Origin of the sequence: Deefgea rivuli DSM 18356 (assembly GCF_000620145.1) — a bacterium.
GTDB lineage: Bacteria > Pseudomonadota > Gammaproteobacteria > Burkholderiales > Chitinibacteraceae > Deefgea > Deefgea rivuli.
Window position 1 is genome coordinate 298,511 of record NZ_JHVM01000008.1, and the last position, 22,561, is coordinate 321,071.

General features: G+C 51.5%; 14 protein-coding genes. 9 read left to right on the forward strand and 5 right to left on the reverse strand.

Features of this window, described 5'->3' with window-relative positions; translation table 11 throughout:
- Positions 1-78: 78 nt before the first annotated feature.
- Entirely contained in the window at positions 79-2,676 is a 2,598-nt protein-coding gene (locus Q320_RS18365; protein WP_051534442.1) for a sensor domain-containing protein, read from the reverse strand.
- A gap of 309 nt (positions 2,677-2,985) precedes the next feature.
- On the opposite strand from Q320_RS18365, the gene Q320_RS18370 reads away from it, so the two are divergent.
- From Q320_RS18370 to Q320_RS0103990, 6 genes are all read left to right on the forward strand, one after another.
- On the forward strand, positions 2,986-3,591 hold the full coding sequence (locus tag Q320_RS18370) for a hypothetical protein (RefSeq protein ID WP_035852099.1): 606 nt from the start codon (positions 2,986-2,988) through the stop codon (positions 3,589-3,591).
- 182 nt (positions 3,592-3,773) lie between these two features.
- The gene (locus Q320_RS0103970) at positions 3,774-6,851 is read left to right on the forward strand and encodes a CHAT domain-containing protein (protein ID WP_027467934.1); all 3,078 of its coding nucleotides are present in this window, start codon (positions 3,774-3,776) and stop codon (positions 6,849-6,851) included.
- A gap of 3 nt (positions 6,852-6,854) precedes the next feature.
- Positions 6,855-8,741, forward strand: a complete 1,887-nt coding sequence (locus tag Q320_RS18375) for an adenylate/guanylate cyclase domain-containing protein (RefSeq protein WP_051534443.1) — start codon at positions 6,855-6,857, stop codon at positions 8,739-8,741.
- Between the two features lie 18 nt (positions 8,742-8,759).
- Positions 8,760-9,359 carry a hypothetical protein gene (locus Q320_RS0103980; protein WP_027467935.1) on the forward strand — a complete coding sequence of 200 codons (600 nt, stop codon included), beginning with the start codon at positions 8,760-8,762 and terminating at the stop codon, positions 9,357-9,359.
- A 170-nt stretch (positions 9,360-9,529) separates the two neighbouring features.
- A complete protein-coding gene (locus tag Q320_RS0103985) occupies positions 9,530-10,390 on the forward strand; it encodes a DUF2971 domain-containing protein (protein WP_027467936.1) in 861 nt (286 codons plus the stop codon).
- A gap of 152 nt (positions 10,391-10,542) precedes the next feature.
- Positions 10,543-11,196, forward strand: a complete 654-nt coding sequence (locus Q320_RS0103990; RefSeq protein ID WP_027467937.1) for a dihydrofolate reductase family protein — start codon at positions 10,543-10,545, stop codon at positions 11,194-11,196.
- A gap of 125 nt (positions 11,197-11,321) precedes the next feature.
- On the opposite strand, the gene Q320_RS18380 is transcribed toward Q320_RS0103990, so the two are convergent.
- From Q320_RS18380 to Q320_RS0104005, 3 genes are all read right to left on the reverse strand, one after another.
- A complete protein-coding gene (locus Q320_RS18380) occupies positions 11,322-14,381 on the reverse strand; it encodes an efflux RND transporter permease subunit (protein WP_035852104.1) in 3,060 nt (1,019 codons plus the stop codon).
- 168 nt (positions 14,382-14,549) lie between these two features.
- Positions 14,550-15,677, reverse strand: a complete 1,128-nt coding sequence (locus Q320_RS0104000; protein ID WP_051534444.1) for an efflux RND transporter periplasmic adaptor subunit — start codon at positions 15,675-15,677, stop codon at positions 14,550-14,552.
- A 288-nt stretch (positions 15,678-15,965) separates the two neighbouring features.
- Complete coding sequence (locus Q320_RS0104005) at positions 15,966-17,375, reverse strand: efflux transporter outer membrane subunit (RefSeq protein WP_027467939.1); 1,410 nt, start codon at positions 17,373-17,375, stop codon at positions 15,966-15,968.
- 262 nt (positions 17,376-17,637) lie between these two features.
- Here Q320_RS0104005 and Q320_RS18385 point away from each other — a divergent pair, with 262 nt between their 5' ends.
- The gene (locus Q320_RS18385; protein ID WP_035852107.1) at positions 17,638-18,252 is read left to right on the forward strand and encodes a TetR/AcrR family transcriptional regulator; all 615 of its coding nucleotides are present in this window, start codon (positions 17,638-17,640) and stop codon (positions 18,250-18,252) included.
- Between the two features lie 67 nt (positions 18,253-18,319).
- On the opposite strand, the gene Q320_RS0104015 is transcribed toward Q320_RS18385, so the two are convergent.
- Positions 18,320-18,604: a hypothetical protein gene (locus Q320_RS0104015; RefSeq protein WP_027467940.1), complete on the reverse strand. Its 285-nt coding sequence runs from the start codon at positions 18,602-18,604 to the stop codon at positions 18,320-18,322.
- 267 nt (positions 18,605-18,871) lie between these two features.
- Here Q320_RS0104015 and Q320_RS0104020 point away from each other — a divergent pair, with 267 nt between their 5' ends.
- Together Q320_RS0104020 and Q320_RS18390 are read left to right on the forward strand one after the other, a co-directional pair.
- Positions 18,872-20,470, forward strand: a complete 1,599-nt coding sequence (locus Q320_RS0104020; RefSeq protein ID WP_027467941.1) for an NAD+ synthase — start codon at positions 18,872-18,874, stop codon at positions 20,468-20,470.
- A gap of 280 nt (positions 20,471-20,750) precedes the next feature.
- Positions 20,751-22,556, forward strand: a complete 1,806-nt coding sequence (locus Q320_RS18390; RefSeq protein ID WP_051534445.1) for a phosphodiesterase — start codon at positions 20,751-20,753, stop codon at positions 22,554-22,556.
- Positions 22,557-22,561: the final 5 nt, after the last annotated feature.

Below are 22,561 nucleotides of genomic sequence, written 5' to 3' on the forward strand. Positions count from 1 at the left end.
CATCTTCGGCAATCAAATATCATAGGTATATCATTACAAGCATTGATAAATAATAGCAACAAGGAAATACCTATAACATCATGGCGCTGCAATCTGCTCTGGCGGCCCTGGACGGCCATAAAAATAGCCTTGAAACGCATCGCACCCCATTTGAGCCAATTTATCTCGCTGCGCAGCGGTTTCTACACCTTCGGCAATTACACGCAAATCCATGCTATGCCCCAGCGCAATAATCGTTTGCGCGATCATCGCATCATTCGGGTCTTGCAAAATATCCCGCACAAACGACATATCGATTTTTAACTGCTCCAGCGGCAGCCGCTTCAAATACAGTAATGAAGAATAACCAGTGCCAAAATCATCCAGCGCAAAACGCACCCCCACCGCTTTGAGCGCGTTCATTTTCTCGATCACATCTTCGGCATCTCTGAGCAAAGTGCTTTCGGTCAGCTCCAATTTTAGCCGTAAAGGCTTGGCTCCCGTGCTCGCCAATATGCCTTTAAGCATTACAACAAAGTCCGGCTGCGCGATCTGAAACGCACTGATATTCACCGCCAGCAACCAATTTTCGCTTTCTGCATGCTCGCTCCAGCGGCGTAACTGGCGGCAGGCTTGCTGCAGTACCCATTCCCCCAAGGGCACAATGATGCCGGTTTCTTCGGCCATTGGAATAAACACCGCTGGCGACACAATCCCCAGCCGTTCATGCCGCCAGCGCAGCAGTGCCTCAGCGCCAATGACGCGTCCGAAGAGATCGACCTGTACCTGATAATCCAGATAAAACTCCTCACGCGCCAACGCCTCGCGCAGGTTTTTCTCTAGCTCGGCCTGAATCGCCGCTGCAGCTTGCATTTCGGGGTCAAAAAAACAGGCGGTATTTCGCCCTGCCGCTTTGGCTTGATACATGGCCACATCGGCTTTTTTGAGCAGTTCATCGATGGCATCTTGCTCGCCCTGAAACACCACAATCCCAATACTGGGCGTACTGCGGTGCACAATTTCATTCAAAGTATAGGGCGCACCGAGACTGGCTAAAATTTTATTCGCGATAGCTTTCGTTTGATTGGCCGCTTCAGACTCATAGATGCTCAGCGTTTCCAGCAGCACCACAAATTCATCGCCGCCCAAACGCGCCACGCTATCGCTTTCACGCACGCAAGACAGCAAACGCGCCGATACTTGCTGCAATAAAATATCGCCAATATCGTGGCCATGCGAGTCATTGAGTTGCTTAAAATGATCCAAATCCAAAAACATCAGCGCACAAAAATAAGTACTGCGCGCCGATGCCACCATGGCTTTTTTAATTCTATCCATCAGCAGGCGACGATTAGGCAGGCCGGTGAGCGGATCATAAAAAGCCAAACGGTGAATCTCTTGTGTACGCTGATGATCCAAGGTTGCATCGCTCACCAAACCAATAAAAATGGCCTGTCCAGCGCGCATAATCTTAGAGACGGATAAACGCATAGGAAACAGGCTACCGTCTTTGCGCCGCCCTTCTACCTCGCGCGGAACTCCAATAATTCGCACCTCGCCCGAATCAAGATGATTGTGCAAATAGCCATCGTGATGGCTCGCATGCGGCTCGGGCATCAGCATAGCCACATTGTTGCCCAGCACCTCATCGACCGCATAGCCAAAGATTCGGCAGGCGGCGCGATTAAACGTCTCGATCAAGCCACGTGCATTGATGGTAATCACACCATCGCCCATATTGTCGAGAATGGTTTGCGTGTGCTGAGCAGATTCAAGCTGCGCCAAACGATCTTGAGCCAGCTGCTTTTCGCTTAAATCATGCTCAATCATCAGTCCCAGCAAATAAGCGCCGCGTTTAATCGCCTGTAATTCATTCGGCCGCGGCTCACACGGATAACGATGGTAATTGGCAAACGTCCCCAGCACCCGCCCTTTGGTAGACAAAATCGGGATCGACCAGCATGAAGCTAGGCCATGCTCCAAAGCCAAGCTGGCAAAATGAGTCCAAAACGGATGGCTGGCAATATCCACCACAATCGTGTCTTGCCCTGTACTGGCGGCATTCCCGCACGAGCCAACCCCCGCACCAATCGCAGTGCCGTCAATCTCCTGACAATAAGCACGCGGCAAACTTGGCGCAACGCAATGCACCAAATGCTGCCCTGCTTCATCCAGCAATAAAACCGAGGCGATCACCTCGGGAAAAGTCGCCTCGAAACCGATCACAAATTGCTGCAAAATCTGCGGAAGCGGCACATCCGCCACCTGCAGCTTTAGCATTTCAAGCTCATGATCAATCTGCTGCTGAAATTGTTTTTGCTCTGTAATATCCAGCGTCGAGCCGATAATAAATAACGGTCGCCCCTGTGCATCAAATACCGGATTTTTAATTACATAACCAATCCGATTCTGCTGAAATTTCGCGCTCCAGAATGTCTCCTCATACGCCGCAGTCTGCTGACTAGCAAAAATTTCCTGATCTCGCCGCAAAAACCGCGCCCATTGCTCTGGCGGAAAAAACGAATAGATTTTTTCACCCTCAATCGACGCAAACGACACGCCCAAAGCGTCTTGGCAGGCTTTGTTCATCAGCAAAGCACGGCCTTGCGGATCTTTCACAAAGCATTGAATCGGCAAGGTATCCAAAAAATCACGAAGGAAATTGAGATTTTCTGCTGCTAACTTTTGTAATGGCATCCAGAACGCTACCTGTTCAAGCACTACTCATTGACGGTACTTTCAGAACAAAAACATCATGTCTATCGGCTCGCTCAAACCCACCGCCTAATCCGTATTAGGCAATACTTATCATGGTTGACGAGATCGCCAAATGCAAAGCACGCAGCTCACTCATAAGGGCTTTTTAGCTAAGCACTGCCGTTGGTCGCCTCAAAGCAAAAACACGCCGTTTAAAGCATGCACTGTCAATATTTACCTATTGATTCAATTGTTTATGCCGATATAAAGATACACAGCCGTTTTTTTATTGCTTGCAAGGTGATTATTATGTCGCTCTCTATTAGCAGCACCATCAGCACCACGACCCCCTCAGTCAACAGCGTCAAAAAAACCGCCAGCGACGCCAGCGCAGTCAAACCCGACAACGCCACTTCGCAAGACAAGGTGACCATTAGCGAACAAGAAACCGAAGCGCTCACCTATAGCAAGCCACGGGCGCTACCAGAAAATCTATCGGCGATGCTGGCTGAATCAGATCGTAAAGTCGAAGAATTGATGAGTATGCTGCGGCCATTGCTAGAGCAACAAGGTCTGACGATGGCTAAAGTGGTTCGTGGCGAGCAAAAACTCACCGTCGATCAAGGCACGATTGATGCCGCTAAAGAAGCTATTTCTGAAGACGGCGAAATGGGCGTGAGAAAAGTATCCGAGCGTATTCTGAGCTTCGCCAAATTTGCCATGGGCAACGATCCTGCCCAACTGGGCAAAATCCGCGATGCAGTCGAATTAGGCTTCTCACAAGCCAAAGAAATACTCGGTGGCACGCTACCCGAAATCAGCCAAAAAACCTACGACACCATCATGGCTGAATTTGATCGCTGGGAAACAGAAGGCATTCCGACTGGCGATACAGTGAGCCTAAAAAAAGAATAGGGTATTTAGATGCAATCCTTAGCTAATAAGCGCCACATCGATATACCAACAAGTATTACTCCAGCACGCTTACCCCGCTGAGCGCAAGCTCATCGCTTGCATTCACCGCCTGTCTTAGTCACATAGCATTCCGCCCCACCTCGTCTTAACTGAACCATCGGACGCAAACGCGAGGTGAGGTGATGACTCTGACCATTCGCTTGGCACAGCTTTTTTTACTGCTGTTGCTGACTTGCATCGCACTGGCAGACGATGATTTCGCAACGGATGAAGATCCGGTCCGAATGAGCAGCAGCGTCGCCAAAAGCACCTTGGCGCAAACATTACCTAGCAACGCCAAACCCGCCGTCGAAATCGACTATTTAATCCGCCGCCAACAAGCCGCCTACGTGGCGGGTGACAGTCAGGCGCGCATTAGCGCGCTGCGCCGCTTAGTTGAACTCACCAGCAGCGACAGCCAACCTTCCCGCTATTTGGGCTACCTTGCCACCGAGGAATGGCGCAATGGCAATCAAAGCACCGCGCTTGAACTGGGTGAAAAATTACTCAAAGATCCCGGCTATTCGGCCAATGCACGCGCGGGCTATGCAGCGATTTTAGGCCAGCATTATTTATCGATGGGTAAAGATGCGAGCACGCTTTTGGCGCAAGCCGAACGTTTTAAACGCGAAGCCGCAGCGAGCGGAAAAACGAATGATGTCTTATTTATCTCGGCGCAAATCGCCAGCCTGCGCTCCGCTATTTTGCGCCGCGAAGGCAATCTAGCAGCCGCCAATACTGAAATCCACGCGGCGCTGAATTTTGTGAACCAAGAAATCCAACGTGCGCGCAACATCACTAATCCCACGGATCGCAATGTCATCGCAGATCGCGCGCAACGCACGCGGGACGGCATTTTGCACATCATGATTCGGCAGCAAATTGCAGAAGGAAAAAATATCGAAGCAGAAGCCACCGCACGTTTAGGCATGAAAAACATCCAAACAGAGCAACGCGGCGGCGCCAATCAAGGCGATTGGTTGGGTCGCTTAGCGCAAGCCAAACTGGCCCAACGCCGCTACACCGAAGCGGCTGATTTAGCGCAACAAGCAATTATCTTGCTGCAAAAAAATCCAGAAGGCCAAAGTTCCAACTGGCTACTTAATGCCCAAATGACTTTATTGCAGTCTTATTTTGGCTTGGCGCAATGGCAAAACGCCGATCAGCTCGCCAGCCAAATGCGCAGCGCCGCCAGCAATGATGAAGTCGCCCAAGCCCAGCTCGACAGCCCTATTTTGCGCGCCATTTTGGATTTGAATAACGATAGAGTCGATGCCGCGCTCAAAACCATCGATGCCTCAGTGCGCTACCGCGCGCGCAATTACGGCGAAAATCACATTGCAACGATCGAAGCCAAAGCCGTTCGCGCCATGGTGTATCAAGCCAAAAACGAGCAACGCAAAGCGCTCAATGATTATACCGATGTATTTAAAGCCATTTTCTCGCAAGAAACCTCGTTTGCCGATGCCGAGCCTGCCGGCCTACGCGGTAGCTATTTGCCACTGGCATTGCGCGCCTATTTGCAACTAGTGCAAAAGATCTATCAAGACAACGGCAATCGCCTGACTGACAGCGATTTAATGAACGACAGTTTTCGCGTTGCCGATCGCTTACGTGCCAGCATTGTGCAACGCGCGCTCATCGATAGCGCGGCCAACCTCGCCGCCAGCACACCCGAACTCGCCGCTTTAATCAGCAAGGAGCGGCAACAGCAAAGTGAGATGCGCGAAAAAATCCGCCAAATCACGCAATTGCTCGAAATCGACAAACAGCTCGATCAAGAACGGCGCGCCAAAGATCCCGCCAGCTACCCTGCCGCCGAAGAAAAAAAAGATAAAGAGCTCGCCAAACAACGCACCGAAGTCATCAATCTAAACCGCCAGCAAATCATCGACTTGACCAATCAACGTGGACAAACGCTCAAAGACATCGCGCAGCGTTTCCCTAATTACCAAGCGTTGATCAACCCCAAACCACCCACACTCAACCAAATCGGCAAGCTGCTCCAAACTGGCGAATCACTGATCAGCATTTACCCCAGCGCATCCGGCACTTTGATTTGGTCTATCTCCGCTGACGGCAGCAAAGCCTTTCACTTTTCTAGTCTGAATGACGCGCAAATTCACCGCTTAGTGAGCCAACTACGCAGCACGCTTGATATTGGCGACTTGCCCAATCCAGCCGAAGCGCATTTTGACTTTGCCGCTAGCTTTCAGCTCTACCGTGAACTCATTGCGCCGGTACTGAATCGTAAAGGCGACAGTGTCACTTTCGCCATCAGCGGTGATTTGGCGCAAATCCCATTGGCGACACTGACCACGCAAGCCAGCAGCGACCTCAAGACCGCGCCGTGGCTGATTAAAGACATCGCGATCAATCAAATTGCATCCGTCGCCGCTTTTCAAGCGCTACGCAGCACGCCACACAGCACGGCCAGCCAAGCGTTTATTGGCTTTGGCGATCCGCTGTTTAAATTGCCCAGTAGCGTGGCGAGCAAACCCGCGAATGCAAAAAAATCCACGCCCAAAACCACGGCACTTGCAACTACGCCCACGGCGTCCAGCAAGCCTAATCCCGCCGTGCGCGCACTACTGCGCGCCAACCTCAATGAGGCAGCATTTGATTACGGTAAAGTCCCCGCGCTACCTGAAACCCGAGATGAAATTTTGGAGCTGGCCAATCTACTCGGCGCAGACGTGAACCTTGATGTGTTCTTAGGCAGTGCCGCCAGCCGCAACAAGGTCATGACCAGCCCATTACTTAACTACCGTATTGCCGCCTTTGCCACACATGGACTAAAGCCTGGCGATATACCCCTATTATCTCGTCCAGCACTCGCGCTTGCGGCAAATAACAATCCACAAGACTCGCCCTTATTAACGCTCGACGATGTGCTCACGCTGAAACTCAATGCCGATTGGGTGATTTTATCGGCATGCAATACCGCATCGAATGATGGCCGCGCCGAAGAAGCGTTTTCTGGATTAACGCGGGGTTTTTACTTTGCTGGCGCACGCGCCGTGCTGGCAACCCAATGGGCGGTTGAAACGCAATCAGCCAAACTGCTGGTCACTGGCACGCTGCGCCACTACAGCAGCAATCCCAAACTGAGCCGAGCGGCGAGCTTGCGCTTAGGACAGCTGGATTTGATCGGCAACAGCCAATTTCAGCATCCCTTCTTTTGGGCTGCGTATGTGACATCCGGCGATCCGGGAAGATAATCCATGCCTGCCATCAGCCAGCGCCTTTGGATCATGTTCATTGCTGCTTTGGCGCTGCTGATTGCCGAATTGAGCCTGCGGACACAGCAACTTGCAACGCTCAATCACATTTATTCCGATAGTTGGCATCAATGGGCAGGCCAGCGTTACACACCGCAGCACGTGGTACTCATTACCGTGGATGATGCGTCTTTAGCCGCACAAGCCGATACGCCTTTGGTTTTTTGGAGCCCTTATTTCGCGCGTGCCGCCGCAGTACTGACGCAAGTGGGCGTGCGACGGATTGGCCTTGATTTTCTCCCTGCCATTACCCCTGAAACTTGGCTCAATCGCACAGGGCTGAGTCGCGAGGCATTGCCGCAGCCGCTGCAAAACTACGACTTGGCGTTTCGCCAAACGCTCAATCAAGGTCAGCTGATTCTCGTTGCTAGTTTTCAAGTTGATGCACAGGGCGGACAAGATCAACTACTACTGCCGCACCCCGATTATTTACTGTCCTTACCCAATTTAGACATCCCGCGCTACGTTGGTTTTGCCAATTTGCACCCCGACGCTGATGGCGGAGTGCGGCGATTTATCAGTAAACCAGCACTCAATTTAGCGCCCGAACTACGCAGCGGCGCGCCGCAATATGCGCTGGCCGCGCTGATGGCGGGCGCCCCCGATAAAGCGCGCAGCGGCCTTATCCATTTCGCCGGGCCGCCCGGTAGTTTTCCAAGTTTGCCGATTTCACGGCTGCTCGCCCCCAATGCCGCACAAGATCCTGCGGTGCGCGCCCTCGCAGGCAAAATCATCCTGATCGGCGCGCATTTCCAAGGCATGGGCGATACACACAGCACGCCTTACAGCCGCGCGATGTTGAGTTTGGCGGGGCAAAATATGAGCGGTGTAGAAATTCACGCCAATATTATCGAAACGCTGTTGGCCCGCAATCCGACCCAAAACCTCGCGACCTTGCCACGCCTAATTTTACTCACCGTTTTATTCATCAGCGCCACGCTGCTCTTTCAGCGCCTCGCCCTCAGCTGGGGCGTGCTGCTTGCCGTCGCGTTTTTGATTGGGCTATTGCTGATCGGCCAAGGATTGTTTTATTTTGGATTTTTACTGCCCGCCGCCGATGCACAGTTGGGTCTACTGATTTGCTGGGGCTTGAGCTACGGACGGCGCTTTACCCGCGAAACACGCGAGCGCCGCAAAATTCAGCAACTGTTTAGCCGCTACGTCTCCAGCGCAGTGCTGAACAAAATTATGGCGCAAGACAAGCTGCCAGATTTAGGCGGCGAAAGTTATCAGCTCACAGTACTGTTTGCCGATATTCGCGACTTCACCGCGATTAGCGAGCAACTCAGCGCGCACGAAGTCGTTGAATTTCTAAATGTGTATTTCGAGCAAATTTGCGCGCCGGTGTTTCTATACGGCGGTAGTATCGATAAATTTATTGGCGACGCCATCATGGTGCAATTTGGCGCGCCGCTCGCCACGCCCGATCATGCGCGCCGCGCGGTGCAAACTGCGCTGGCGATTCAAGCGGCTGCACAGCAGTTTGCGACATGGATGGAGACACGCTTTGCAGGGCGCAATTTACCGCCATTTCGCATCGGCATCGGCCTGCACACCGGCGTTGCCGTCGTCGGGCATATTGGCAGCCAGCGACGGATGGAATACACGGCAATTGGCGATACGATTAATCTGGCAGCTCGAATTGAAAGCGCGACCAAAGAGCTGGGCTGCACGCTGCTTGCCAGTAGCGAAACGCTGGCTGCTGCGGGTGGCGGCATTGTGACAGGCAGGCAAAGCCGGATTAACGTCAAAGGCCGACAGCAGAGCGTCGATGTCATCGAAATCCTCGACAGCCGTGTCGAGCAAGATGTACGACCCACCGTGGCATAAGATCACTGGAGAATCAAAATGCGTACGCTCATTTTCGCCATTCTACTCATCATCGCCCCACTCGCCTTCGCCACCGATATTGCACTCATCACGCAAGTGCAAGGCGATGTGCGCCTGATCAAAGCCCAAGGCGACGCGCAAAAAGCCCTTCCTTTACTCAAACTCTCGATTGATGATCGCTTGGTTTTAAATAAGGCAGCGCAAATTCAAATCGTTGTCTTTAGCCAAAATCAGCAAGAAACATGGCGCGGCGCAGGTGAAGTTCAAATCACAGAGCACGGCGGAGCGAGCAGTAATCTCAAACCCGAGCGATACGCCTTACCCGCCATCGTCAGCCGCCAGCTCGCCAAAATACCCGCCACAGGCGACACGACCCGCAGCGGCATGGTCGTCATCCGCGCCCTACCCAACCCAGAAAAACGACGCCAGTTAGAAACTGAATATCAGGCGCTCAACCCCAACGATCTCACCGCGCAGATTTACTACTTAACTGGGCTGATCGAACTCAATGACATGGAGCGCGCCGAAGAAGTCCTCAGCGCGCTGAAACAACAAAACCACAATCCCAATGCGCAAGCGATTGTGAAGCACTTTAGTCCTTTGATTACGCAACATTAAAGAACAAGCGTTTAGGTGAGAATAAAATCGGATGGGTAAACTGGGATAGCTGTTGTCAACCAGAAACGGATTATTTGCACATTGCACAAACCCACTGTAAGCACGTAAACAAAAATATCCCCACGCGACTTTTTACCTTAATGGCAACAACCAAGAATGACACAATAAATATGACCGACTCAGACATTCCACAGTACTTATACAAGTACAGAAGCGCAGATAGTTACTCACTCGACGCTTTGTTTAACTCGTATGCAGTATTTACTGGGCGAAAAAACTTTAACGACTTGTTTGATTCAAACATCATGTTGATCAAGCCAACACCCAAAGATATTAAACAACTTAGGGATAGTCACAGAGGTAAAGCCTTCGATCATTTTTCGCGTTTTCTCAAAGGCACAGTATTTTCCAAATTTGGTAAAGATCAAATTCACATAGCTAAAAAGCGCTTGGAAAGCTTAATAGACGAGTACTTATTTTACTGCGTTGCGGAGCACGACAACAACAATCTAATGTGGGCGCATTATGCAAATAGTCATAAAGGATTTTGCATTGAGTTTAACTCCAGAATGCTTGGCTCTCCATCCAAAGTTAAGTACCAAAAAACAATCCCAGAGTTTCGCCTAACTGACGCCTTTGATTTGACGTTTTCAGGCGAATGGAGATTAGAAACGGCATTCGATAACAGTGATCGCACCGGTCAGATAATTTGGGATGCACTCAGAACTAAGCTCGTTGAATGGGAGTATGAAAAAGAGTACCGAGTACAACCACCAGAGCGCGACATACAGCATCTACCACCGCCAAACGAAACAGTTCCTATCCTGCGGTATGATGAAACTTTCATCGCGTCGATTATTTTTGGCTGCCGTATGCCCGACGCAGACAGAGTTAAAATTGTTCAGGGAATGCGCTATCCCGTTAAGTACAAAAAAGCAGTTAAAGAAACCAGCACCATCGGTATATACGAACTAACCGATGAAGAACGTATTCGCTATGGAGTTTCAACCAACCTCGGTACGTTAGGCTAGGTAGGTTGGTGCTGAGGCACGAAGCCCAACGTTTACCGCGATTGTTGGGCTTCGCAAGCTCAGCACCAACCTACAAAAGCGCCTACTCTGGGTCGGAAACAAAAGTACACAGGTAAACGAATAAACGACGTGACCAAGCACAAGGAGTTGAGATGCAAAAACTGGTGGTACGAGGCTATGCCTTATCCATTGATGGCTTTAGCTCTGCGCTAGGGCAAAGCTTAGAGAATCCGTTCGGCAAAGACGGCCTTGCGCTGATGGACTGGGCATTTCAAACCCGCACGATCCGCACGATGTTTGGGCAGGAAGGCGGCAGCACCGGCATTGATGACGACTTCTTGGCCAAGGCCACCGACAATATTGGTGCCAATATTCTGGGGCGCAATATGTTTGGCCCCGTGCGCGGCGCTTGGAATGACGATGAATGGAAAGGTTGGTGGGGCTCCAATCCGCCTTACCATACGCCCGTTTTTGTCGTGACGCACCACGCGCGGGCGGCATTAGCCATGGAAGGCGGAACCACTTTTCACTTTGTCACTGACGGTATCGAGTCGGCCTTGCAGCAAGCATTTTCAGCGGCACAGGGCAAAGACGTGCGCTTGGGCGGCGGTGCGACGCTGATACGCCAATATCTCAAGGCTGGATTGATTGACGAACTGCATCTGGTGATAACCAACAAACTATTAGGCTCTGGTGAGCGATTGTTTGAAGGCGTCGACAACATCGCCGATGACTACGAATGCGTAGACACAGTCAGATCTGAAACCGTCACCCATGTGCATCTTGCCAAGAAGAATCGAAGCTAAACATCCATTTGATTGACCAACCGAGCAACTTACATGGGTATATCAAGCTACTCTTTTAATATAAAGACCCACAGCACAATACCTACAAAAAAGACCGCCGCAGCGGTCTTTTTTTGGCTTCTAAATTAAGCTGATGCCGTTTTTCTTCTGAAATGCCCCATAAACCACTGCACAAAGTCATCCACATAGGTAAACACCACTGGAATCACCAGCAAGCTGAGGAAGGTTGAGGTAATCAGGCCGCCGATAACAGCAATCGCCATTGGGGCGCGGAAGCTTGAATCAACGCCCCAGCCTGCAGCAATCGGCAACATGCCTGCGCCCATGGCGACGGTGGTCATCACAATCGGTCTGGCGCGTTTGCGGCCTGCATCCATTAGCGCATCAAATCGCTCCATCCCATCACGCCTTGCGACAATCGCGTATTCGACCAACAAGATCGAGTTTTTCGCCGCAATCCCCATCAGCATCACCAAACCAATCAAAGACGGCATCGAGAACGAGCTTTGCGCGATAAACAGCGCGAGGAAGGCACCGGGGAATGAGAGTAAGAGCGCAAACAAAATCGTCACTGGTTGCATAAATTGGCGGAACAGCAGCACCAGCACCATATAAATACACAGCACGCCGGTCAGCATCGCCAAACCAAAGCTGGCGAACAGTTTGCCCATTTCTTCTGCATCGCCAAATGCCGCGCGCGTCACGCCTGCCGGTAGATTTTTCAGGCTAGGCAAAAGATCGGCCTCGGCACTCACATCACCGAGCGGCCTGCCATTGAGTTCCACGTCGAACGTCACATTGCGCGCTCTATCGTAGCGACCAATCACGCTGGGGCCACTGGAGATTTCAATATCAGCCACCTGCCCCAGCATCACTTCGCCTTGGCTAGATGGCACGCGCAAACGTTTGATTTGCTCTAAATCCGTACGGAATGAATCGGGCAAACGCACCACAATCGGCACTTGGCGTTCGGGCAGATTCAATTTAGCGAGCGCGGTATCAAAATCGCCCACCGTGGCAACACGTATCGTGTCGGCAATCGCCAGTGCGGTCACGCCCATATCAGCAGCGCGGCCCATATCAGGGCGAATAATCAGCTCAGGTCGCACCAAGCTAGCGCTGGACGTTACCGCACCGATGCCTTGCAAAGTACGCAAATCTTGCTCAACCGCTTTGGCCGCAATCGCCAGCGCATCCGGATCATCCGATTTGATAATCATCTGCAATTTTTCGCCGCTTTGCCCCAAGCCCACCGTAATGCGCGCGCCTGGAATCGCTTGCAAGGCTTCACGCAGATTTTTCTCGATTGCAGTTTTCTTCAAACTACGTTCTTCACGCGGCGCGAGCGTCAGCGTTAGATTGGCTTTGTTCACGCCACTGCTGCCGCCCGCAAACGGATCTGCACCGGCTTTACCATCTCCCACTGCCGTGTACACACGCGTCACGGCAGGGTTTTTCATCAAGATCTGCCGCGCCTGCTCGGCTGCTGCAAAAGTTTCTTGCAGCGTTGCACCTGGCGGTAATTCGATTTTGACCAAGGTTTGCGATCTATCATCGGCCGGTACAAAGCCTTTGGGTAGCAAAGGCACCAACGCCAAAGAGCCGACGAAAAACAGCAAAGACAGTAACATCGTCGTTTTTCTATGCTTTAAGCACCATGCCGCGCAGCGCAAATAGGCCGCTTTGAGTTTGCCTTCTTTTTCTTCGCCCAAAATCGGTTTGAGCAAATACGCCGCCATCATTGGCGTGAGTAAACGCGCGACGACCAATGAGGCCATCACCGCCATCGCCGCAGTCCAACCAAATGGATGGAAAAATTTACCCGGAATCCCGCTCATAAACGCCGTCGGTAAAAACACCGCCACCAGCGCAAAGGTCGTCGCAATGACCGCGAGGCCAATCTCGTCAGCCGCTTCCATAGCCGCTTGATACGGCGTTTTTCCCATGCGTAAATGGCGCACGATATTCTCGATCTCAACAATCGCATCGTCGACCAAAATCCCGACCACCAAGGCCAGCGATAATAAAGTTACCGTGTTGAGCGTAAAGCCAAATAAATACATACCAATAAACGTTGGCAGAATCGACAAAGGCAAAGCCGCAGCCGACACCAAAGTCGCACGCCAATCACGCAAAAAGAACCACACCACAATCACCGCTAGCAGCGCGCCTTCGTACAGCAAGCCCATTGAGCCATCAAACTCGTCTTGCACTGGCGCGGCCATATCGTAGGCGGTGGTGATTTCCAGCGTTGGGTGCTCTAACTTAAATTTGGCCAAAGCTTTGGCGATTTCAGCCGCGACCTCAGTTTCACTCGCGCCGCGTGAACGGGTGATTTCAAAACCGACAACGGGTTTTCCATCCAGCTGCGCAATCGATCTGCGCTCTGCAACGGTGTCTTCAATGGTGGCGATTTGATCGAGGCGAACGCGGCGACCATCGGGCAACGCCAATTCGGTTTTGGCCAACTCTGCAGTCGATTGCACCGTCGCAATCGTGCGCAGCGCTTGCTCCGAACCGCCTAAATCAGTGCGGCCACCCGATGCGTCTTTTTGCGTACGCGCCAGTTGGCGAGAAATATCGCTGCTGCTCACACCCAGTGCGGCCATACGCTCTGGATCGAGCTCAATCCGCACTTGCCGTGTTACACCGCCCACACGCGCCACTTGGCCAACGCCCGGAATCGCCCGCACGATACGCGTGATTTTATTGTCGACCAGCCAAGACAACTGCTCTTCATCGAGCTGTTTGTCGGCTACCGTAAAGACCAAAAACGGCACGCCAGAAAACTCAACTTTACCGACAACTGGATCTTTTAAATCGGCCGGCAATTCGCTGCGCACATTCGACACCGCATTACGCACATCATCGACCGCTTCATTGATGGGTTTTTCTAGCTCGAACTCCACCGTCATGCCCACAACACCATCGCTGATATTGCTGTAGACGTGCTTAACGCCTTGCAGCGCCGAGACCGAATTTTCTAGTTTGCGTGCCACTTCGGTTTCTAATTGCGCTGGCGCTGCGCCCTCCAGAATGGCAGTCACCGTGACCATAGGCAATTCAACATCGGGGAAATCTTGCACTTTCATCTTGCTAAACGACATCAAGCCGCCCAGAGACAAAAGCACAAACAGCATAATGGCCGGAATCGGATTCTTAATCGACCAAGCAGAAACGTTCATTTTTAGTCCTTCACAACACATCAACAAGGTATATTGATGCATACCTTTAATTGAAAGAGCTACGTAGATATACCCGTAGTAAACTACACCATTCACACTCGTGACATGGTGGGTTACGGCCGCTTGAAGATTGGCCACACCCAAGCAGATGTGGCAGCCTAACCCACCCTACTTGACGACTACGCGCACCACATCACCATCGGCCAAGAATCCAGCGCCGCTGGCAACGACTTGCGCATCGGCGGCGACTCCTTCCACTTCCATCAAGCCATCGGCTTGACGACCCAATTTCACGCGGACTTGTTTCACTTTATTTCCCGCTTGCAGCACAAACACATTGGCAAAACCATCGCGCAGCAAGACGGCACTGCCCGGCAGCGCCAACGCTTTGCCTTGCCCGACCGAAATATTGCCTTTGGCAAACATGCCCGGTTTGGCTTCGCCTAACATTGAATCGTCTTTTTTGATGTCGACATACACCAGCACATTGCGGGTTTTCACATCCACCGTCGGCGCGACTTTGCGCACAGTGCCTTGCAGCACTTTGCCGGTTGGCACAGCCAGCGATACCGCTTGGCCGACTTTAATCCGCGCACTTTCAGCTGCAGTCACTTCGGCCTGCCATTCCAAACGCCCTTGGCGCACCAAGCGGAATAACTCCTGCCCCGGCTGGCTGACTGCGCCCAGTGTTGCATCACGCTTGGAAATCACACCGTCATCCGGTGCAACGATTTTGGTTTGCCCCAAACGCACTTGCGCGCTGCTCAATTGCGCTTTGGCCGATTGCACGCGCGCTTTGGCGGTGATTTCTTTGGTATAAGCTTCGGTCATTTGCTGCTCAGACATCGCACCTGTGTTACCCAGCTGGCGTACGCGATCGGCATTTTGCTTGGCTTCCGCCAGAGCAGCTTCGGTCTCGGCGACCGATGCTTTGGCTTGTGCGACTTCGGCTTGTACCGTTTCATCGTTATAACGCGCTAAAACTTGGCCTTTTTTAACCCAATCGCCCACTTGCGCGTTTAACTCAATCAAACGCAAGCCACCGATTTCGGTGCCGATCAAAGATTCTTGCCACGCCACCACATTGCCATTGGCTGCGACGGTTTGTGCCCACTCAATCGCCTTGGGTTTCACCAAACTCACCGTCAATACAGGTTTGGCGGCTTCAACTTTTTTATCTTTACTCTCGGCCTGCACCACCGCCGCAGTTGCTGCCAAACTGGCGACAAAAGCGATCAATAACGCTTTCACTAGCGTACTGCGTTGAAATGGGAGTTTATCCAGAAAACGATTCATTACCCTGCTCCAGTATGTGTTCATATCCATTATTTATTAAAGTCTAGCTAGGTATACCTAAGAAATAATTGCAAATTCAGATTGCGTATCAATCAAGTTGTATCTCTACATTCCCTCCCCCTTGACGGGGGAGGGTTAGGGTGGGGGTGATACTACGGAGTGCGTCTTAGACTCAACACCCCCATCCCAGCCTTCCCCCGTCAAGGGGGAAGGAGCTATTGCTGCGATAATTCAAGCAGCCCACTTTTAATTACGACCAACACATAATCCAAACAAACCCAAAATTTTCTATTTTTGTTCGCTCGCCGCTTGCGGCCATTCACCACCAACCGCTTTATAAAGCGAAATCCACAACGCCAATTGTTCGCGCTGCAAAGAAATTTGCTTGGTTTGCGCGGAGAGTAAAAAGCGTCGTGAGATTTCTAAATCAAACAGGCTGGCGCTACCCGCTTTCCACATCGCATTCGATGCATCTTGCTGCTTTTGATAGCCCGCGACCGAGCGCAAGGTTGCAGCAACGCGCTGATTGCTGCTATCGAGCTGAACCATGTTTTGCTCGACTTCACGCACAGCAAAGCGCACTTTTTGCTGATACATTGCCAGCGCTTGTTCATAGCGCGCTTGCGCGGCTTCTTGTTCCGATTGCAAACGTCCTGCATTAAAAATCGGCAATTTCAGCGTCGGGCCAAACGACCACGATGTACCGTTCAATTCCAAACTGCCCGTTTCCTGACGACCAATACTGATCGCGCCAAATAAGCTGAGCGATGGCAATTTCGCCACTTTGGCAATGCCGACATCGGCGGCGGCGATTTTGACTTTCTCGGCTTCAATCCGAACATCATGCCGCTGCGTAATCACGTCGGCTGGCAAAGCGGTGATCGCAAAACCCAAAGGCTGCGGCAATTGGCGCTCGCCTTGATTAATTTGTGCACGAACCTCAAGCTCGCTTAAGCCGGTTAAGGCCACCAGCGCCTTGATCGACATCGCAATGCCTTCATTCATCTCGATTAATTGCGCGGTAGCATCGGCGCTACTGGCATCCGACAGCGCCACATCCACTGGACTGGCCAAACCAACGCGCTCTTTATCGATGGTCAGTTGCAAGCTGCGATTGCGCGATTCCAAATCGGCAGCAACAATATCGGCCATCGCTTGATACGCGCGCAGCGCCACATAGGCATTGGCGGTTTCGGCGGCAATGCTCACTTGCGCATCATGCCACTCCACTTCCCGTGCGGCCATATCGGCCAAAATACTTTGCGTCGCAATACGAATGCCGCCCCATAAATCGATTTCCCAATTGGCATCCAGACCCACCGAACCGTCATTGCTCATCTTTCCCGATTCAAGCAAGCCGTTTTTACTGCGCGTACCCGCTGCCGTTGCGCCCACCGTCGGCCATAAATAAGATTTGGCCGAATAGGCTTTCGCACGCGCTTCACGAATCCGCGCTTGTGCGAACTCTAAAGTAGGATTGGCTTGCTGCGCGGCATTCAGCAGCGTGTCGAGTACGGGGTCATTCCATGATTGCCACCACTCTTTTTGCTCGGCCAAGCGTGCTGCACTAGGGCTAGACGCTTGCCAGTTTTTTTCTTGTGGCGCGAGTTGTGCTGGCTCTGGCTGCGGCAAGTTCACAGCACACGCACTGAGCGCAGCGGATACCGCAATCAGCATCAAATTTAAACGGTGGCGCATACGGATGCGTTTCCCTTGGTAAGATCAAATGGAAGGTGCGCGCCGCTTGGCGCGGCAGACTCAGAATACCGAGTATTTGTTTCAAGTCTTTAGCTACAAAAGCCTTATGAGCAGATACATCGAGTACCACACGGCAACGATGCAATAAAACGCCCACCAGAATATTTGTGTGAGTTTGAAATTGGATTATCGTCATTGATGATGCTAAACTGACCGAACGGTTCGGTCAATACACGTTTGAATATTTATTTTGGGTATCACGATGCATACAGCTAATAGCAAACTCAGCGAAGCAAAACGCGCACAAATCCTCAGCGGCGCACGCCTGATGTTTATGGAGCACGGTTTTGCCAGCACCAGCGTTGAAAAAATTGCCAAAGCCGCCGGCGTATCCAAGGGCACGATTTACAATTATTTCGACAGCAAGGAAATTTTGTTTGTCGCGCTAATCACTGGTGAATGTGGCGGCGAAGCCTGTTTGCCACAGGCAGAAGACTTGCTTGAAATGCCAATTAGCGAGGTTTTAACGCAATTTGGCAGCCAATGGCTATTGGGCTTATTAAAAGAAGATCAGCTACAGCTGTTTCGCATTGTTTTGGCCGAAGTCATGCAATTTCCGCAATTGGGACAAATGATCGAATCCACCGGTCCCGCCCCCATGATGACGGTGCTAGCAGATTACTTGGCACGACTGAATCAAACAGGGAAATTAAAAATTGCTCAGCCACAGCTGGCTGCTGAGCAATTTACGGCGCTATGCGATGCGGGAATTATGCGCCAAATGCAGCTCTCGGTGAAAAACCCCAGCCAAGCGCAAATTGAAACGCAGGTCGCCAGCGCGGTGCAGTTATTTTTGCGTGGCTACGCTGCAGAGTGAAGTAATACGCGAACAATGGATAAGGCGAATCAAATGGGGCTGTGGTTTTAGCACTACGCCGCCCGTTTCATTTGGCGGCAGTAAGGCGCGCAATTAATTCCGTTGGATCTTGATTCACAACCAAAACAGCGCGAACTTTATTAAACGCCGCCGCAGCTTCATCGGGATATTTCCCATACGACACCACGCTCGCATGCCGCCAACCCGCCGCAGTCAACACTTGCTTGGCAAATTTACTCCCATCCACACCGCCACCGCCCAACTGCAATAAAGCCTGCTCGACTAAGACATGCGGAAAAGGATTGCGAGATAGCGTATTGAAATGCGCTGGCATAACTTCATCAAATTGCATGATTTGGCTCACTCAAATGAATTAAGAATGCAACGCTCAATGCACCCTCTGCATCAGCCCATTTCACTCTCTTCTGTCCTTGGTTTAGCCCCCCACCCTGCAAATAGCAAGCCATGCCACAGAAAGCGTCCGGCGGGCTGTATAGGATATATACGCCTGTGGCAACGTCTATTCAGCATCACAAAACGCAGCACTATGATTTTACCGACATGCGCGCGCGCAAATCGCTAAAATAGCGGTTTTATAATTGCTTGAGTTCGCCCGCCCATGAAAATCGCCCTTGCTCAGATCAATCCGATTGTTGGTGACCTCGATGGCAACACCGAGCTTATTTTTGCTGCGGCGCGTGAAGCACAAGCAGCGGGCGCGGATATTATCCTGACCCCCGAACTCGCGCTCACCGGCTACCCACCGGAAGACTTGCTGCTGCGCCCCGCTTTCTTGCAGCAATGTCGCGAAAAAATTGGCCGTTTTATCGACGAGCTGGATGGCATTACCTTGGTGCTGGGTTATCCCTCAAACAGTGGCGATGAGATTTTCAATTCGGCCTGCGTGATCCGCGATGGCAATTTCTTGGGCCGTTACGACAAGCTATTGCTGCCGAACAACGCAGTTTTCGACGAAGTTCGCTACTTTACGCCTGGCATCGTGCCGCTGGTGTTCGAGCAAAATGGCGTGAATGTTGGCATCGCGATTTGTGAAGATTTATGGGATACCGAGCCTGCCGCTGCGGCACGCGATGAAGGCGCGGATATTTTATTAGTACTCAACGCCTCGCCGTATCACCAAGCCAAGCAAAGCACGCGCCGCGAAGTTGCGCGCCAGCGCGGTGAAGAAAATGGCATGCCGATTGTGTATTGCAATTTGATCGGCGGCCAAGATGAATTGATTTTCGATGGGCATTCGTTTGCGATCAACAAAGCAGGCGAATTGGCGCTGCAACTGCCAGCGTATCAATCGCTGATTGGCTACGTCGACTACATCGATGGCGACTTGCAAACTGGCAGCATCGCGGCAGACGAATCGATTGAAGCCAGCGTGTACGGCGCTTTGGTGCAAGGAGTAAAAGACTATATCGGCAAAAACCGTTTCCCTGGCGTGCTGCTTGGCCTTTCTGGCGGCATTGATTCGGCGCTGACGTTGGCGATTGCTGTGGATGCGCTCGGCGCAGAAAACGTCCACGCGGTGATGATGCCGTCGCGTTATACCGCCGATATTTCGGTGAATGATTCGCGTGAGATGATTGAAATTTTGGGCTGCCAATATTCTGAAATTGAAATCTGGCCGATGTACGAAGCGATGATGGCGGGCTTAGAAGGAGAATTCGCTGGCCGCGAAATGGATGCGACCGAAGAAAATCTGCAAAGCCGCATACGGGGTATGCTCTTGATGGCCTTATCCAATAAGGGCGGCAAGCTGGTACTCACTACGGGTAATAAATCAGAAATGACTACCGGCTATGCGACGCTGTATGGCGATATGGCAGGCGGCTTTGCTGTGCTGAAAGACATCGCCAAAACGCTGGTGTATCGCCTAAGCAATTGGCGAAATGAACAAGGCGTCGTCATTCCAGAGCGCATCATCACGCGCCCACCGTCAGCTGAATTACGCCCTGATCAAAAAGACCAAGACAGCCTGCCTGAGTATGAAGTGCTGGATGCGATTTTGGCCGCCTACGTGGAAGACAATCTGAGCATCGCCGACATCATCAAGCTCGGCTACCCCGAAGCGGATGTGAATAAAGTGGTGCGCTTACTGAAAATCAACGAATACAAACGCCGCCAAGCGCCGGTTGGGCCACGAATTACACAACGTTCCTTCGGCAAAGACTGGCGCATGCCGATTACGCAGCGCTTTACACGCTAGATGTGTGGTATGAAATAGTATATTGATGCAGCCTTTATCTATAAAAGGCTACAAGGTAATACCTTAAAAATACTGTCACCGCATGACCTGCTTAGAACAACACAAAAGCCCAAGCTCAGCGCTTGGGCTTTTTGCATCTGCACACGATGAATTCAAAGCAACTTCACTCACAATCCTGCTTCAAAAATTTGTAATATTTCTGCCTCAAAACTACCTGTGTAACAAAACATTCATCTTTCACTGTTACCTTACAAGCCCACGCCAGCCCTTCTGAGTTTGTATGAATTCCCTCTGCACGACCGATCCTTATTGCGCCGAACTCGGGCAGATTATTCAGCAACAACAACTCAGCGCGCTGTTTCAGCCGATTGCGGCGCTCAATCATGAGCAGGCTTATGGTTTTGAAGGCCTGATTCGTGGGCCTTCGGCGCATTTTTTGCATTCGCCGATTAATTTATTTCAAACCGCCGAGCGCTGTAATCAGTTGGTCGAACTCGATATTGCTTGCCGCAAAGTGATTATCAAAGCCTTTGTTGCGCTAAATTTACCGGGCAAATTGTTTCTGAATATTTGCCCCACCAGCTTGATGCAGCCCTCGTTTCGCCCCGGCGCAACGCTGGCATTTTTAAAAGAAGTGGGCTTAGATCCCCATCGCGTGGTCATTGAACTCACTGAAACGCAGGCTACGACCGATTACACGCTGCTGGCCGAAGCGCTGAAACATTATCGTGAAATGGGCTTTAAAATTGCGCTGGATGATTTGGGTGAGGGATTTTCTAGCTTGCGGCTGTGGTCGGAGCTGAAACCTGATTTTGTTAAAATCGATAAATATTTTATCCAAGGCATAGGTTCAGATCCGCAAAAGCGCCAATTCGTGCGCTCGATTCAGCATATCGCGCTGAACACTGGCACTTGCGTGATTGCCGAAGGCATTGAATCCAGTGCCGAGCTGGAAGTGATTCAGCGCATCGGCATCAATTTGGCGCAAGGCTATTTAATTGGCCGCCCGCAAACTCAGCCGACCGCACAGCTGAATTTACCCGCGCTAAAAACTGAAAAACCACTCACCATCGGCAAGCTCAGCAAGCACGCAGGCGCACTCTTGCAAATCATTCCTTGCGCCAGCACGCAAGAAAGCAATGAGCAGATTTGGCGGCGTTTATCGGCGCAAACCGATTTGGCGGCGATTCCTGTCGTTGAAAACGATAAGCCAATTGGCCTGATTAAACGCAGTGATTTGCTGGAGCTGTTTTCGCGCCCGTTTAGCCGCGAGCTATTTGGCGCGCGCAGCTGCGCGACGCAAATGGACCGCAAACCTTTGATTGTCGAGCAAGCAACTAGCCTAACCGAATTGGCGCGGCTGATGACGTCCAGCGAGCGCGGTGATTTGAATGATGGTTTTATTTTGACCGAGCAAGGTCGCTATCTGGGCATGGGCACTGGGCGGGATTTGATTCGGGCGATGACCGAGCTACAAATCAGCGCTGCGCGCCATGCCAATCCGCTCACCGGCCTGCCCGGCAATGCGCCAATTCAAGAAACGATCAGCCAGTTTTTAAACGATCAGCTTAATTTCACCATCGTCTACGTCGATCTCGATCATTTCAAGCCGTACAACGATGTCTACGGCTATGCGCGTGGTGATGAGCTGCTGCAATTATGCGGGCAATTATTGCAACACAACGTCGATCCACAACTGGATTTTGTCGGCCATGTGGGCGGAGATGATTTTATTTTGTTGTTGCGATCACCCGATTGGCAAAGCCGCTGCGAAAAAATGCTCAGTGATTTTGAGCTGCATTTATCAGACTTTTTTAATCCCGAACATATAGCGGCGCAAGGCTACCAAGCGCAAAATCGCCAAGGCGATTTGCAACATCATCCGCTGGTGTCGCTGTCGCTCGGCGCGGCACAGATTGTCACGGAGTGGTACAGCAATCATCACGAAGTGGCTAATGTGGCCTGCGCGGCGAAACACATGGCCAAGCGCCAGCATGGTAATTCGCTATTTATCGAACAGCGCATGCCACAGAATGCGGCCAGCAGCCAGATTAGCAATCGGTATATCGATCAAGCGCTTGCTTAATAAGC